General features: G+C 53.8%; 13 protein-coding genes. 9 read left to right on the forward strand and 4 right to left on the reverse strand.

All coding sequences use genetic code 11. The annotated features are described in order from the left end of the window. Window positions 1–26: 26 nt before the first annotated feature. The 4 genes from Q8W24_RS02105 to Q8W24_RS02120 all read right to left on the reverse strand — a co-directional run bounded on the left by Q8W24_RS02105 (window position 27) and on the right by Q8W24_RS02120 (window position 4,981). A complete protein-coding gene (locus Q8W24_RS02105) occupies window positions 27–824 on the reverse strand; it encodes an ABC transporter ATP-binding protein (protein WP_303434350.1) in 798 nt (265 codons plus the stop codon). Then, window positions 824–2,656 carry a branched-chain amino acid ABC transporter ATP-binding protein/permease gene (locus tag Q8W24_RS02110; protein ID WP_305474227.1) on the reverse strand — a complete coding sequence of 611 codons (1,833 nt, stop codon included), beginning with the start codon at window positions 2,654–2,656 and terminating at the stop codon, window positions 824–826. The genes Q8W24_RS02105 and Q8W24_RS02110 overlap by 1 nt, the downstream gene beginning before the upstream one ends. After that, complete coding sequence (locus tag Q8W24_RS02115) at window positions 2,653–3,690, reverse strand: branched-chain amino acid ABC transporter permease (protein WP_303434347.1); 1,038 nt, start codon at window positions 3,688–3,690, stop codon at window positions 2,653–2,655. The genes Q8W24_RS02110 and Q8W24_RS02115 overlap by 4 nt, the downstream gene beginning before the upstream one ends. Before the next feature lie 148 nt (window positions 3,691–3,838). Beyond that, window positions 3,839–4,981, reverse strand: a complete 1,143-nt coding sequence (locus tag Q8W24_RS02120) for an ABC transporter substrate-binding protein (protein WP_303434345.1) — start codon at window positions 4,979–4,981, stop codon at window positions 3,839–3,841. Window positions 4,982–5,746: 765 nt separating this feature from the next. Between Q8W24_RS02120 and Q8W24_RS02125 the strand changes: the two genes are divergently transcribed. The 9 genes from Q8W24_RS02125 to Q8W24_RS02165 all read left to right on the forward strand — a co-directional run bounded on the left by Q8W24_RS02125 (window position 5,747) and on the right by Q8W24_RS02165 (window position 13,658). Next, the gene (locus Q8W24_RS02125) at window positions 5,747–6,892 is read left to right on the forward strand and encodes an acyl-CoA dehydrogenase family protein (protein ID WP_303434344.1); all 1,146 of its coding nucleotides are present in this window, start codon (window positions 5,747–5,749) and stop codon (window positions 6,890–6,892) included. 52 nt (window positions 6,893–6,944) lie between these two features. Next, window positions 6,945–7,307 (forward strand): IacB protein, encoded by a 363-nt coding sequence (locus Q8W24_RS02130; protein WP_303434342.1) that lies wholly within the window; start codon window positions 6,945–6,947, stop codon window positions 7,305–7,307. Window positions 7,308–7,317: 10 nt separating this feature from the next. Further along, window positions 7,318–7,830: a nuclear transport factor 2 family protein gene (locus Q8W24_RS02135; protein ID WP_303434340.1), complete on the forward strand. Its 513-nt coding sequence runs from the start codon at window positions 7,318–7,320 to the stop codon at window positions 7,828–7,830. A gap of 84 nt (window positions 7,831–7,914) precedes the next feature. After that, window positions 7,915–9,228 (forward strand): aromatic ring-hydroxylating dioxygenase subunit alpha, encoded by a 1,314-nt coding sequence (locus Q8W24_RS02140; protein WP_303434338.1) that lies wholly within the window; start codon window positions 7,915–7,917, stop codon window positions 9,226–9,228. A 3-nt stretch (window positions 9,229–9,231) separates the two neighbouring features. Then, window positions 9,232–9,714: an aromatic-ring-hydroxylating dioxygenase subunit beta gene (locus Q8W24_RS02145; RefSeq protein ID WP_305474229.1), complete on the forward strand. Its 483-nt coding sequence runs from the start codon at window positions 9,232–9,234 to the stop codon at window positions 9,712–9,714. Window positions 9,715–9,859: 145 nt separating this feature from the next. Beyond that, window positions 9,860–10,609 (forward strand): SDR family NAD(P)-dependent oxidoreductase, encoded by a 750-nt coding sequence (locus tag Q8W24_RS02150; RefSeq protein WP_305413190.1) that lies wholly within the window; start codon window positions 9,860–9,862, stop codon window positions 10,607–10,609. 126 nt (window positions 10,610–10,735) lie between these two features. Further along, window positions 10,736–11,695, forward strand: a complete 960-nt coding sequence (locus Q8W24_RS02155; RefSeq protein WP_305474231.1) for a PDR/VanB family oxidoreductase — start codon at window positions 10,736–10,738, stop codon at window positions 11,693–11,695. A gap of 22 nt (window positions 11,696–11,717) precedes the next feature. Next, complete coding sequence (locus Q8W24_RS02160; protein WP_305452812.1) at window positions 11,718–12,215, forward strand: flavin reductase; 498 nt, start codon at window positions 11,718–11,720, stop codon at window positions 12,213–12,215. A gap of 219 nt (window positions 12,216–12,434) precedes the next feature. Beyond that, complete coding sequence (locus Q8W24_RS02165) at window positions 12,435–13,658, forward strand: OprD family outer membrane porin (protein ID WP_305413193.1); 1,224 nt, start codon at window positions 12,435–12,437, stop codon at window positions 13,656–13,658. The last annotated feature ends 40 nt before the right edge of the window (window positions 13,659–13,698 follow it).

The raw sequence follows: 13,698 nt of genomic DNA on the forward strand, positions 1-13,698 counted from the left end.
TGCGCGGGCCTTGAGACTATCAGGTGTTAGCTGGAGAGCAATTCCTGATGCTTGCTGGCCAGACCCAAATAGGCATCGATTACGCGTGAGTCGTTGGCCAGTTCGGCGGCCGGGCCGTGCATGGCAACCTGACCTCCTTCCAGAACATAGGCGTAATCGGCGACTTTCAGCGCGGCGCGGGCGTTTTGTTCCACCAGCAGGATCGATACACCCTGACGCCGCAAGTCGGCAAAGATGCGGAAGATCTCTCGGGTGATCAGTGGTGCCAGACCAAGGCTGGGTTCGTCCAGCATCAGCAGGCGGGGTTTGGCCATCAAGGCGCGACCGATAGCCAGCATCTGCCGCTCACCTCCGGACAGCGTGGCTGCCAGTTGGTGACGACGCTCCCACAGGCGAGGGAAAAGGCTGTAAACCTCTGACTGGGTGGTTTCATAACCGGTATCGCCTCGGCGATAGCGTTGAAAGGCTCCCAGCAACAGGTTGTCGGCGACGGTCATGGTGCCAAACAGCTCGCGTTTCTCTGGCACCAGGCCGAGGCCTTTGCCGACCAGGGTCTCGACTTCTGGCACGGTGTACACCGTGCCATCAAAGTTCATGTTTCCCTTGGAGGGCAGGATGCCCATAATGGCCGATAGCAGCGTGGTTTTACCGGCACCGTTGGGGCCAATCACGGTAACAATCTGGCCTTCACCGACGGTAACATCGACGCCGGTGAGGGCTTCGACATTGCCGTAAGAAACGCGCAGCCCCTGAACATCCAGCACTTTGTTGGCGACGTTGTTAGCAACCTTGTTGGTGACGTTATGCGATACAGGGTTAGACATCAGTCAGCTCCTCCCAGGTAGGCTTCCAGTACAGCAGGATTGGTCTGGATTTCTTCCGGCAGACCTTCGGCAATTTTCTGACCGAATTCCATGACCACAATGCGATCCACCAGACCCATAACGAAGTCCATATCGTGTTCGACCAGCAGGATAGCCATGCCTTCACCGCGCAGTCGGGTGAGCAGTTCCGCCAGTGCCTGCTTCTCCAGATAACGCAACCCGGCGGCGGGTTCGTCGAGCAGCAGCAAGCAAGGGTCGGCACACAGGGCACGGGCAATTTCGAGAATGCGCTGTTGTCCCAAGGCCAGGCTACCGGCTTCTTCATTCAGGTAGTCACCCAGACCCACCCGTTCCAGTTGGCGAGCGGCTTCTTTGAGCAAGCTGCCTTCTTGCAGGCGTTCCATATGCAGGGATGAGCGAACGACGCCGTTTTCACCACGCAAGTGGGCACCAATGGCAACGTTTTCCAATACCGTCATGGTGGGCAGCAATTTGACGTGCTGGAAGGTGCGGCTCATGCCCATTTTGGCCACTTCGCGGGAGTTGCTGCCGGACAGGCTTTTACCCTGGAACAGCACTTCCCCGGAGGTGGGCGTATCAACTGCCGACAACTGGTTGAACATGGTGCTTTTACCTGCGCCGTTGGGGCCGATCAGCGCCAGAATCTCACCGGCATGCACTTGCAGGCTCATTTCGTTATTGGCTACCAGGCCACCAAATTTACGGGTGACATTGCGCGCTTCGAGAATCAGATCACCTGAGTTGGGCAGAGTACGGCGGGCCAGCTCTGGTGACGCTTCGGTACCGGCGAGCAGATCACGCTTGGGTTTGAAGGCCACCGGTGCCCACTTCATCAGGATGGGCCACAGGCCACCCGGAGAGCGCTGCATCATAAAGACAATCAGCAAGCCAAATACAATGTGATCGTACTGGCCGTCGCTGCCGAACAGCACCGGCAGCCAGTCTTGCAGCCATTGTTTCATCATGGTCAGAACGCCAGCTCCCAGCAAGGCACCCCAAACCGAGGAGATACCACCGATCAGCGCCATAAACAGGTAGTCGATCCCCATGGTCAGGCCAAAAGGAGATGGGTTTACAAACCGTTGGTTGTGGGCGTAGAGCCAGCCCGAAATCGCGGCCAGCAAGGCAGAAATAACAAAGGCCACCAGTTTTGAGCGGAAGGTATTGACGCCCATGGACTCAGCCATCAGCTGACCTCCTTTCAAGGCACGAATGGCACGGCCTTCACGGGAGTTCAGCAGGTTCTGTACCAGCCAGATAGCGGCCAGCAGCACGACCCAGATCAGGTAGAAAATCTTTTCTCCCTTATCCAGCGTCAGGCCGAACAGTTCAATGGCAGGCAAACCACTGATACCGGAATGGCCTCCCAATGATGACAGCGTACCGAACAGGTAGTAGATAGAGATACCCCAGGCAATGGTGCCCAGTGGCAGGTAATGTCCGGACAACCGCAGGGTCATGGCACCCAGTAGCAAGGCTACCAGGCCGGTCAGTATCAGGCCTGCCAGCAAGGCCAGCCAGGGCGAACCGGATGCCCATTCAAGCCAGCTCGGTAACTGCTGGGTCGCGGTCAGATAAGCGCTGGTGTAAGAGCCGAGGCCAACAAATGCCGCCTGACCAAAACTGGTCATGCCACCGACACCCGTCAGTAAGACCAGACCTAACACCACCAATGCGTACAGACCGATGTAGTTCATCAGGGTGATTTGATACACCGGCATAATCATGGGAGCAAAGGCGACCAGCAGCAGGAAAACCACCAGAATGCTACGGGATTGGATATTGCTTAATTGGAAATTGAGGGATTTCATTCGTCGTCCTCCACATGATGACTGGTCAGAGAACGCCACAGCAAGAATGGGATAATCAGTGTGAAGACGATAATTTCTTTATAGGCGCTGGCCCAGAACATGGAAAAAGCTTCTACCATTCCGACCGCGACGGCACCAATGGCTGCTACCGGGTAACTCACCAGGCCACCAATAATGGCGCCGACAAAACCTTTCAGGCTGATAATAAAGCCGGAGTCAAAATACAGCGTGGTGATCGGGGCGATCAGAATACCCGATGACACACCAATAAAGGCGGCCAGGGCAAAGGTTGCCTTACCGGCGAAGTCCGGAGAGATACCCATCAGGCGGGCACCCATCCGATTGACTGCGGTGGCTCGTAAGGCCTTGCCATACAGCGTGCGTTCAAACGCAAGGAACAGGGATACGATCAGGATAATGGACACCAGGATTACCCACAGGGTCTGGCTTTTCAGCATCACCGGCCCCAGCGACAGAGCAGTATCTGTGAACGGCTGGGTGCGGGCACCTTCAGGGCCAAACAGCAACAAGCCAACACCCACCATGGCAACGTGTACCGCGATTGAAACAATCAATAACACCAGTGGTTGGGCAGAGGCGATCGGCTGGAAGAAAATCCGATACATTACCGGGCCGATAGGTACCAGCAGCAACATGGTCAGCAAAGCCTGGGCAAACATCGGGATTTGATCCAGTGTCAGGCTGTGCATCAGGATCACCAGGCCAGCGGCGTAACCCAGTTTCAGTCCAATAATTTGTAGTTTGCGTGTATCAAAACCGCGCTCACGCATTGCCCAGGCATCCAGGGCACTATCGAGCAGGGTCAGTCCCAGCAAGACCCACATCAATGCTGTCGGCTCACCGGCTTGAAAAGACGCCATCGTCAGGGCGCCGAACGTGACAAATTCGCCCAGCGGAATCAGCAAAATCCGCGTTACGGTAAATACTAAAATAATAGACAGAGCCAATAACGCATAGATGGCTCCATTGGTTACGCCGTCCTGGCCAAGCAGTACAGCAATTTGAAAATTCATTATTTCCAGTTCCTTAAAGGCAACGGCCCAACAGAAAAAATCACAGCGTTGCCGCAGCATGCTGTCACAGGATTCGGTCGTCGTCGGTACAAGGTTGGGGTCAAGCCACCCGGCAGCAGCTGCCGGGGTCTTCACGGTCAATAGAGAGTTATAGCAGTTTCCAGTCACCGTCCTTGACGGTAATCATCACGCGGCCGCGCTCGTCAAAGCCACTGTGATCTTCAGGCGTCATGTTGTAGACACCTTGAGTACCAGGCATTTCCTTGGTTTTTTCCAGCGCGTCACGCAATCCGGCACGGAATTCCGGAGTACCTGGCTTGCCTTTTTCCAGAGCGGCGGGAATGGCATTTTTCAACAACAGGCCAGCATCATAGACGTTGCCACCAAAGGTAGCAGGAGGGTTGCCATAAATACGGGTATAGGTGTCGACGTAGTGGGTCGCTGTCTCTTTTGCGGCACTGTCTGGCACTTCATCCAGTACCAGCATCATGCTGGCGGCCAGAATGGTTCCTTCCGTTGCCTTGCCGCCCAGGCGCAGGAATGGATCCAGTGCCGCACCGTGAGTCTGGTAGATCTGGCCTTTATAACCTTGATCTTTCAGTGTGGTTTGCGGCATCACAGAAGAGCTGCCAGGGGCGGCAATCAGTACGGCATCCGGGTTGGTCATCAAGACTTTCAGGCTTTGACCCGTCATGGACGTATCCTGGCGCTGGAAACTCTCGGTCGCAACAATCTTGATACCAGCCTTGGAGGCCAGGCCAGACATAACGTTTTCCCAGTTTTCACCGTAAGGATCGGCTGTACCGATCAGGCCAAGGGTTTTAACCCCTTCCTTTTGCATTTGCTCAATCAGAGCGGCGGCAATCAGATCATCATTCTGAGTGGTTTTGAAAACCCATTTTTTCTGTTCTGTCATCGGCAGTACTACTGCGGCAGTACCGACAGGAGCCAGCATTGGCGTGCCGGATTCGGCAGCAAACTGGATCACGCCCATGGCGGCGGCGGAACCACTTGGCCCAATGATGGCGTCCACTTTTTCTTCATCGATCAGCTTTTTGAAGGCTTTAACGGCTGCTGTTGGATCACTGCTGTCATCGAGAGAAATGTACCGGATTTTTTCACCGCCGGCGGAGTCTGGCAGCAATGCAACGGTGTTCTTTTGTGGAATACCCACCAGCGCGATCGGCCCGGTTGCCGATGTCACTACGCCAATCTTGATATCGGCTTGAGCCGCGTTAAACCCCAGTGTTGCGCCAACCAGCAGTACAGGAAGTAATTTCTTGGACAGCATGATGATCTCCGTTTAGGTGCAAGGCTGTTTTGAATGAGTGGTTACCGTGGTTGACGGAACCTTGTTGCCTTGCAGGCTGAGTAATGAATCGAACCCGTTGGGAACGACTGACTGGAGATAGCCTAGCAGTGACTGTGCCAATTTCGTATCGGCATCATGGCTGGACTGTACGACTGTTCGGTAAATTCAGCCCATTAAACATGGCTCAACGGTGTTGGTTTCGCATCCTTGAAACGCTCTGGATTCCCCGAAAACACTAGACTTTTCAAGTTTTTTTTGCGGTTTTGGCTTTGTCTTTTTGGATCACAAACAAATTAAAAAATAATCTAATAAATTCTTTTTTTGGCTGCTTTATTAATGGAAATGGAACGTTTGTCGGAAGCTCATTTGTGGGGCCTGAGTGGGAATAAACTACCCATTTATTTTGTATTTCCTTGTAATTTTTATTAAAAAATTCATATAAAACAATAACTTAGTGATATTTTTTTGACTAATTGAGTGTTTTTTGAGCAGTGTGAATTTTTGACCCAGATCAGTGCATTGTTAAAAAACACGTCCATTTTTGTGCATTGAAATTTAATTGAAATTTCAATTGACAGAATGTCTGTTTTTGGGCGATTTTAAAAAAACGCAACGGGGCACGAGTGTATCTCGGCCAATTTTTACGGATAAACAGTTACGCAGCATGAAGACTCCACCAGGTCTGTTTGCGGCTGTCGAGTCAGGAACTGGCTCAGTCCATTATTAACAGGAGACCAGAGAATCATGGCTGGATATCAGATCGACAAGTCCCTCTGGGGAGGGCCTGCATTCGATGAACTGCTGACCGACATACGCCAGCGCCGCCAGGAATTCGAAGACCAACAGTACGTTTCGCAAGACATTGTTGAGCGTTTTCGCAGTATTGGTGTTTATCGCGCCATGGTGCCGAAAGCCTTGGGTGGTGATGAGCGTAGCCCGACCGAGTTTTTGCAAATGGTTGAAGCCATTGCGGCCGCTGATGGTTCTGCCGGATGGGTGGCCAGCTTTGGTATGAACCCGGCCTACCTGGCGGCATTGCCGGTAGAAACGATCGACAAGGTGTGGGCAGAAGGCCCGGATGTGGTATTTGCAGGTGGTATTTTCCCGACGCAGCCGGCCCAAAAAGTAGAGGGTGGTTACCGGGTCTCTGGTCGCTGGAAGTTTGGCAGTGGCTCCATGGGGGCATCCTTGATCGGTGTTGGTATCCAGCCTGATGCCGGCGAACCGCTGCCACGCATGGCAGTAATGCCAGCCGACCAGGTGACGATTGAACCCAACTGGGATGTTATCGGCATGGTTGGCACCGGCTCCCACGACATGGTCGTCAATGATGTATTTATACCAGAAGAATGGACGTTCGTTCGTGGCGGCAAACCCAATATCGAATCCGATTTCTTTGCATATCCAAGCCTGTCATTTGCCGCCCAGGTTCTGTCTGTCACTACGGCTGGCCTGGCTCGGGAAGCACTTGACGTGGTTCAGGCCATGGCTGCCGGACGTAAATCGGTGACCGGTGCACCGAATCTGGGTGAGCGTGAATATGTCCAGATTGAAGTTGCCAAGGCCGAAGCCAAATTGCGCTCTTCACGAGCCTTTTTCTATGAAGTGACGGAAGACACCTGGGAGACCATCCAGCGGGGTGAAAAGCCGTCCCGTGAACAGGTCAGCCTGATCCGTCTGGCAACCAGTCACCTGACCCATGAATGTGCCGAGGCAGTTCGTATTGCCTATCAGGTGGCAGGCATGACCAGCACCTATACCGATCACCCGTTATCACGCATTTTGCGGGATTCGATGATGGCGACTCAACACGCCTTTATGGGCGCAATTACTTTCCGTAATGCCGGTGCCATTTTCTTCGGACACGACCCGTATCCGGGTTATTTGTAACACCTGTTAGAACATCGTAACCGACTGAATTAACCGCCAGGAGCTACACATTATGAGTGATAAAAAACCCCTCCGCGTACTGTTTTGCATGGGTATCAACCAGAATTTCATGGATGCCCCCAGAGAAGAGCAACTCGATGTTTGGGCTGCCTTTGGTGAAATGTGGAACGGCATTCATGACATGGATGGTGTGACCGTGATCGGCAACATGGACGACGACCAAAGCATGGTTGGCCCATCATCCGGCTACCCATGGACAACCTACCTGATGGCCGATGTGGCTGATTATGACACCGTCGTTGCCTGCTGCAACCTGTTCCGCAGCACCGCTGTTGGCGAGACGCCTTACAAACTGTGGCGTTACGCCAAAGTGGAAGCGCGTACCGGTCGTGAACTGATCGTACAACGCAGCTGAGGTCGCCGGAATGAATGAAATTGACGTGTTGAAAGAGCGTTTGCAGGCACTGGAAAGCGAGCGAGATATCCGGGCTTGCATCAACCGCTATATGGCGCTGTGTGATGAGTTGTCGTTGCAGACCCCAATGGATGAGCTGGGTGACCTGTTCACTGAAGACGCTGTTTGGGAAGGCAAAGGCAAGCGTTACGCCAATAGCTTTGGTGGTTTTCAGGGCCGTGATGCCATCGTAACCATGCTGGGAAGTTACGCTTCCGAGCCGCCGCATTTTGCTCTTAACGTTCATTTCCTGACTTCCGAGCTGATCGTGGTGGAGCGTGATCATGCGCATGCCAGCTGGAACATGCTGCAAACCTCCACTTTTGCCAGCGGCGCATCGCACCTTAACAGTGCCCGCCTGGATGTGCGTTTTAAACAGCAAGAAGGGCGTTGGCGCATCGCCCATTTCCAGACAGAGAATCTGTTCAGCCGACCGGTGGATCATTGGCAAAGCGACGAGCCGCTGCCAGTGCCGGAAAAATAACCCGGCCATGACCGCAGCTATAACGACCACGCAACCGGCAATAGAACCGTGCGCCACACCGGCCAACAACCAGAGATGACGACAATGAGTGAATTGATTGAACTACAAGATATCAGCCTGAAAGCGGCAGATATGGTCGAAGAAGGACGTGTCCACAAGTCACTGTACTCCGACCCGGAAATATTCGAAGAAGAGCTGGATAAAGTATTTAACAACACCTGGGTGTTTGTTGGCCACGAAAGTGAAGTGCCGGATTCGGGCAGCTTCAAAACCTCGTTTGTTGGTCGTCATCCGGTGATTCTGACCCGCGATCGCAAAGGCAACCTGCACGTGCTGCAAAACCGCTGTCGCCACCGCGGTGCCACTGTGTGTGAAGGCCGCAAAGGCAAAACCAAGGCGTTGACCTGTCCATATCATGGTTGGGGTTATGGCCTGGACGGTTCACTGCGGGCACTGCCAAAACCTGAAGAATACGACGGCGTTTTCGACAAAAAAGACATGTCGCTGGAAAGCCTGCGCTTTGAAACCTATCAGGGCATGGTGTTTGCCACCTTCAAGGACGACATTGAGCCGCTGGTGGATTTCCTTGGTGGCGCCAAAAAATGGATCGACCTGTTTGCCAAACAAGGCGGCGGTTATCCAATGAAAGTCCTGGGAGAACACCGTTTCAACTTCCCGGGTAACTGGAAAATCCAGCTCGAAAATACCACCGATGCGTACCACTTCCCGATTGTACACAAGTCTTTCGTCAGCTCTCTGGACGATGCAACAGCCGATATTTTCGACTTCCTGGATGGTGAGGGTTTTGTGGAAGACCTCGGCCATGGTCACAGCGTGATGGTGATGATCCCTGAACTGGTGGATCTTGAAGCCGACCTGGATCAGCCAATTCCTGCCCGTTTCGAAGCTCTGGCAGCGGAGCTTCGTGAAGAAGGCAAATCCGAAGATGAAGTGAAAAAACTGGTGCGTGCAGCACACGGTACCGGCTTCAACCTCAACCTGTTCCCGAACGTGTCGTGCTCCATGGCGTTTTTCCGCGTCCTGCGTCCTGTCAGTGTGGGCGAGACCGAAATCCAGCACGTTGCACTGGGTGGTGAAGGTGCCCCTCAGGCGTTTAACCGCAAACGCATGCGCTTGCACGAACACTTTCAAGGCCCGATGGGCTTTGGTACGCCAGATGATGGCGAAGCATGGGAGCGGGTACAGAAGGGCTCTCAGTCCGGTAAAGATGGCTGGATTCTGGTGAACCGGGGCATGACCAGGCTGCGGACTTCGGTTGATGGTAACCCACAAGGTGCCGTCTGCTCTGAAACCGGTATGCGTGGTGCGTATCAGCAATACAAGAAAATGATGGCTGCTGGCAGCACAACCAACACTGCGCCGGCAGAGGAGAAGTAAGCGATGAAATCCAATACCGAATTACTCGCCAAAGTCACCGAGTTTATTGGCTACGAAGCCGACCTGCTGGATCACAAAGGCTATCAGGAGTGGTTGTCGCTGTGGACGGACAGCGGTCTGTATATCGTTCCGACCGATCTGAATGAAGCCGACTACCTCAATACCCTGAACCTGGCGCTGGATGATGCGGACATGCGCCGTATGCGAGTCGCGCGCCTGATTAATGGTGAATCGGTTTCTGCTGATTCCGTGGGTTACACCGTTCGTATGATGTCCCGTATTCGTGTACTGGAAGCCAGCGATGACGTTGTGGTTGTCCGTTGTGCCATGACGCTGAACGAGCTGCGCCACGGCAAGTTGGTGACTTATCCAGCCAATATTGAATACCGCCTGGTTCCGACGGATGAAGGCTTTCTGGTTGATCGGAAAGTGGTGAAATTGCTGCATGCCGACGGCTTCTTGCGCACGGTCAGCTTTATTTTCTAACGGCTGTCAGGGCGGCATGCCGCCCTGATTGCGTTTGATGCCGTTAAAGCTGTTAAAGCCGTTAAAAGCCATTTGAGAACCGTGTGACAGTCGCTTGTAAACAAGCAACCAACCGACAGTAACAAGCAGTATCGAGGAGAAATTCATGACCGTATCAACACAGGTAGCACTGGTCACTGGCGCCGCGCAGGGGCTGGGCAACCACATCGCCAGGCGTCTGCATGGCGCGGGTTACAACGTCGTTTTGAGTGATATCAACCTGGATGCCGCTCAAGCCGCCGCCCGCGAACTGGATGCCAGTGGCGATACCGCCATGGCGGTTGTTCTCAATGTGGCCAACAAAGGCGACTTCGAGAGTGCCCTGGCTGCCGTACTGGAGCAGTGGGGTGCCTTGCACGTGCTGGTAAACAATGCCGCCGTGACCCGGGCGACGCCGGTGATGGATATCTCTCTCGAAGAATTTAATGAGGTCGTCAATATCAACCTCGGCGGCACCTTTGCCGGTTGTCAGGTGATTGGCGGTTATATGGCCAGCCAGGGTTATGGGCGCGTGATCAATATGTCGTCGCTGGCCGGGCAAAACGGCGGCACCTCAACCGGCGCCCATTATGCCGCGTCCAAGGGCGGCATCCTGACCCTGACCAAGGTGTTTGCCAAAGAGCTTGCTGCTGGCGGCGTCACCGTTAATGCCATTGCGCCAGGGCCGATCGATTCACCCATGGTGAAGGCGCTGGTGCCTGCTGAGCGCTTGCCTGGCCTGCTGGCCAATATTCCGGCGGGCAAGCTTGGTGATGCTGACTTTATTGGTGACATGGTCGTGCAGCTGGCACGCCCCGAAGCCTATTTCACCACGGGAACGACCTGGGATGTGAACGGTGGCCTGTTTATGCGGTAGTCGCCAGGCGCTGATTCCGGTCAGCGCCACGGCGCCGCATAAATCCGCACGATCACCCGATTCAGCCCGCCACTTTGTGGCTGCACAGTAGAAGAAACGCCGGTATTGACCGGATGGAGATAGCGTATGACAGACGAACTCTTGACCGTCGTGGTTCGCAAGCGCGAACAACACGCCGCAGGCGTAGTTGCCCTGGAGCTGGTCGACCCGCAAGGCCAGCCATTACCGGCGTTTGAAGCCGGTGCCCATATTGACCTGCACCTGGGTGATAACCTGATTCGTCAGTATTCCCTGTGTAATGACCCGGCCGACAACAGTGCGTATCGCGTTGGTGTCTTGAAAGACCCGAATTCCCGCGGTGGTTCGATCGCCGTTCACGAACGGTTGCTGGAAGGCACCGAGCTGCAAATCAGCGCGCCTCGCAACCTGTTCCCGTTGGCGGCTACCGACGGTCGTTCGATTCTTGTTGGTGGTGGTATCGGTGTGACGCCGATGATCGCCATGGCGTATGCCCTGCACGCCGCAGGCAAGCCGTTTGATTTGTGGTATTGCGGTCGCTCGCGCAGTAGTTGTGCCTTTGTTGATGATCTGCTGAATAGCGTTTTTGCCGATCGGGTGCACCTGCATTTTGACGATGAACACGACGGTGCCGGTGTCGATCTGGATCGGGTGTTTGATGATGCCGATGACAGTAGCCATATGTACACCTGTGGCCCTGCCGGGTTTATGGAATGGGTGATGGCCAGTGCCACCAGCAAAGGCTTTGCCGACGAACGCATTCACAAGGAATTTTTCCAGGTCGAGGTTGAAACCGGTGGCAGCAGCTTTGAAGTATATGCCGAAGCCAGTGACATCACCGTGACTGTTGGCGAAAACCAGAGCATCGCCCAGGCACTGACCGAAGCCGGTCTGAAGGTCAGGGTATCGTGTGAGCAAGGTACCTGTGGCACCTGTTTGTGCGATGTCATCGAAGGCATTCCGGATCACCGCGATGTGTTCCTGACCGACGAAGAAAAAGAGGACAACGACCAGATGCTGCTGTGTTGTTCGCGCGCTAAATCCCCACGTCTAGTACTCGACATCTAACTACCATTAGAGGAGCCATACCATGGTCGATATTCAATTATTCCGCAATGGCATGTCGTTGCTGGGTGGAGCTGTCACCGTCATCACTACCGATGGTGACGCCGGGCGCTTCGGCTTTACCGCCACCGCCGTCAGCAGTGTCACCGATGAGCCACCGACCTTGCTGGTTTGCATGAACCGCAATTCCTACGCTCATGAACATTTCAAAACCAATAAGACGTTGTGCGTCAACGTGCTGACCGGCGAGCACCAGGGGGTTTCCTGGGATTTTGCCAACCGCGAACTGACCAGCGAAGAGCGTTTTGCCAAGCACCGCTGGAGCTGTCTGAAAACCGGTGCTCCGGCACTGGATGAAGCGCTGGTGAACTTCGATTGCGTGATCCATGAGAGCCATGAAATGGGCTCCCACACCGTATTTTATTGCCGCATTGCTGATGTACGCATCGGTAATGCAGATGACGGTCTGGTGTATTTCAACCGGGCTTACCATTGCTTGAATGACAAATCGGTTGCGTCTTGAGTGTACGTGACCTTGCGATTTTTTGTGCAGTAATCGAGTAACCCATAACAAGAACGCGGCAGGGATTTGACCGCGTCGGCAACAGGGGGGCGACAGAGCGCAAGACGTTCTGTTACCAGGCGAGTAAGGCCGGTTTCTTCACCGCAAGGGAAGGAGTGGCCGGTACAACCACACGCCAGCAGTCACTGGTACTCAATGAAAAGCAGAAGGGAACATATAATGAAACAAAGCAATCTGTGTAAAGTCGGAATCGTACTGTCAGCCGTGACGGGATTGGCTCTGCCAACCACCGCTCTGGCGGATTTTGTTGCGGACAGCACCGTTAAACTGGACCTGAAAAACTTTTATCTGACTCGTAGCTACGATACTGACGCTGACGACGTGGGTAGCTGGTCTCAAAGTGGCGACCTGCAGTTCACTTCCGGTTACACCGACACTACCATTCAGGTGGGTCTGGATGCGTCTTCCCAGTTGGCCTATATCATGAGTGCCGATGGTGACGATGGTTCTGTGCCTATCCACGCTGACGGTGAAGCACCAGACACTTATGGTCGTACCGGTGCCACGTTCAAGGCCAAATACTCCAAAAGCGAACTGACTATTGGTGATCATCGTCCGCATCTGCCGATCGCCTGGGATGACACCAGCCGTCAGCTGGATACCATCTATGAAGGTGCGATGCTGCAGTCCAGGGAGATTGACGGACTGACGTTGACCGCTGGTCGTTACTGGTCTGTGGTAACCCGTGAGTCGTCCGACAAGGAAGGCATGTCCATTTTCTTTGGTAACGATGAAGAACGTTCCGATGGCCTGGACTTTTTTGGTGCCAGCTATGACGTTAACAAAGCGTTGAACGTGACCTACTTTCTGGGGACGTTGAACGACTACTACAAGCAACAGTACGCTGGCCTGACCTACAAAACCCGCTTCGGCGATGTGGGTTCGCGCACCGACGTGCGTTTGTTCCGCGTCAGCGATGACGGTGAAGCCCGCAATGGCGAATACGATACCCAGGCATTTGGTGTACGTGAGTCGTTGAGCATGGGTAATCACGCGGTGATGATTAACTATCAGAAGATGAACAACGACAAGTTCTTCCCAACCCTGAATGGTTATATCCCGCAGCCTTATCTGGTGCAGTGGTCAAATCTGGCGTTTGTTCGTCCAGACGAAAAATCCCTTGGTTTGGTGTACATGTATAACGCCAAAGACACCTTGCCAGGCCTGAAAGTGTTCGCCCGTATGATCAAGGGTACGGACATTGATGTGGGCGATTTGACGGATGAAAATGAAACCGAGAAAAACCTGTACGTGACCTACAGCCTGCAGGAAGGTGCATTCAAAGGACTGACGTTTGATGTACGCGGTATCTTTATCGATCGCAGCTTTGCCGCTGGATACGATGAGTATCGGGTAACCACTACCTATACTGTTAACTTCTGAGCCTTGATGCCGGGCTGGCTGTGATTGCCACAGACAGTCC

The organism is Oceanobacter sp. 4_MG-2023, from assembly GCF_030689165.1.
Classification (GTDB): Bacteria; Pseudomonadota; Gammaproteobacteria; order Pseudomonadales; family Oceanobacteraceae; genus Oceanobacter.

Coding starts and splice junctions, on each gene's coding strand:
- Q8W24_RS02145 (WP_305474229.1), top strand. CDS start 9,232: ATGAAATCCAATACCGAATTACTCGCCAAAGTCACCGAGTTTATTGGC.
- Q8W24_RS02165 (WP_305413193.1), top strand. CDS start 12,435: ATGAAACAAAGCAATCTGTGTAAAGTCGGAATCGTACTGTCAGCCGTG.
- Q8W24_RS02160 (WP_305452812.1), top strand. CDS start 11,718: ATGGTCGATATTCAATTATTCCGCAATGGCATGTCGTTGCTGGGTGGA.
- Q8W24_RS02130 (WP_303434342.1), top strand. CDS start 6,945: ATGAGTGATAAAAAACCCCTCCGCGTACTGTTTTGCATGGGTATCAAC.
- Q8W24_RS02120 (WP_303434345.1), bottom strand. CDS start 4,981: ATGCTGTCCAAGAAATTACTTCCTGTACTGCTGGTTGGCGCAACACTG.
- Q8W24_RS02140 (WP_303434338.1), top strand. CDS start 7,915: ATGAGTGAATTGATTGAACTACAAGATATCAGCCTGAAAGCGGCAGAT.
- Q8W24_RS02115 (WP_303434347.1), bottom strand. CDS start 3,690: ATGAATTTTCAAATTGCTGTACTGCTTGGCCAGGACGGCGTAACCAAT.
- Q8W24_RS02155 (WP_305474231.1), top strand. CDS start 10,736: ATGACAGACGAACTCTTGACCGTCGTGGTTCGCAAGCGCGAACAACAC.
- Q8W24_RS02125 (WP_303434344.1), top strand. CDS start 5,747: ATGGCTGGATATCAGATCGACAAGTCCCTCTGGGGAGGGCCTGCATTC.
- Q8W24_RS02135 (WP_303434340.1), top strand. CDS start 7,318: ATGAATGAAATTGACGTGTTGAAAGAGCGTTTGCAGGCACTGGAAAGC.
- Q8W24_RS02105 (WP_303434350.1), bottom strand. CDS start 824: ATGTCTAACCCTGTATCGCATAACGTCACCAACAAGGTTGCTAACAAC.
- Q8W24_RS02150 (WP_305413190.1), top strand. CDS start 9,860: ATGACCGTATCAACACAGGTAGCACTGGTCACTGGCGCCGCGCAGGGG.
- Q8W24_RS02110 (WP_305474227.1), bottom strand. CDS start 2,656: ATGAAATCCCTCAATTTCCAATTAAGCAATATCCAATCCCGTAGCATT.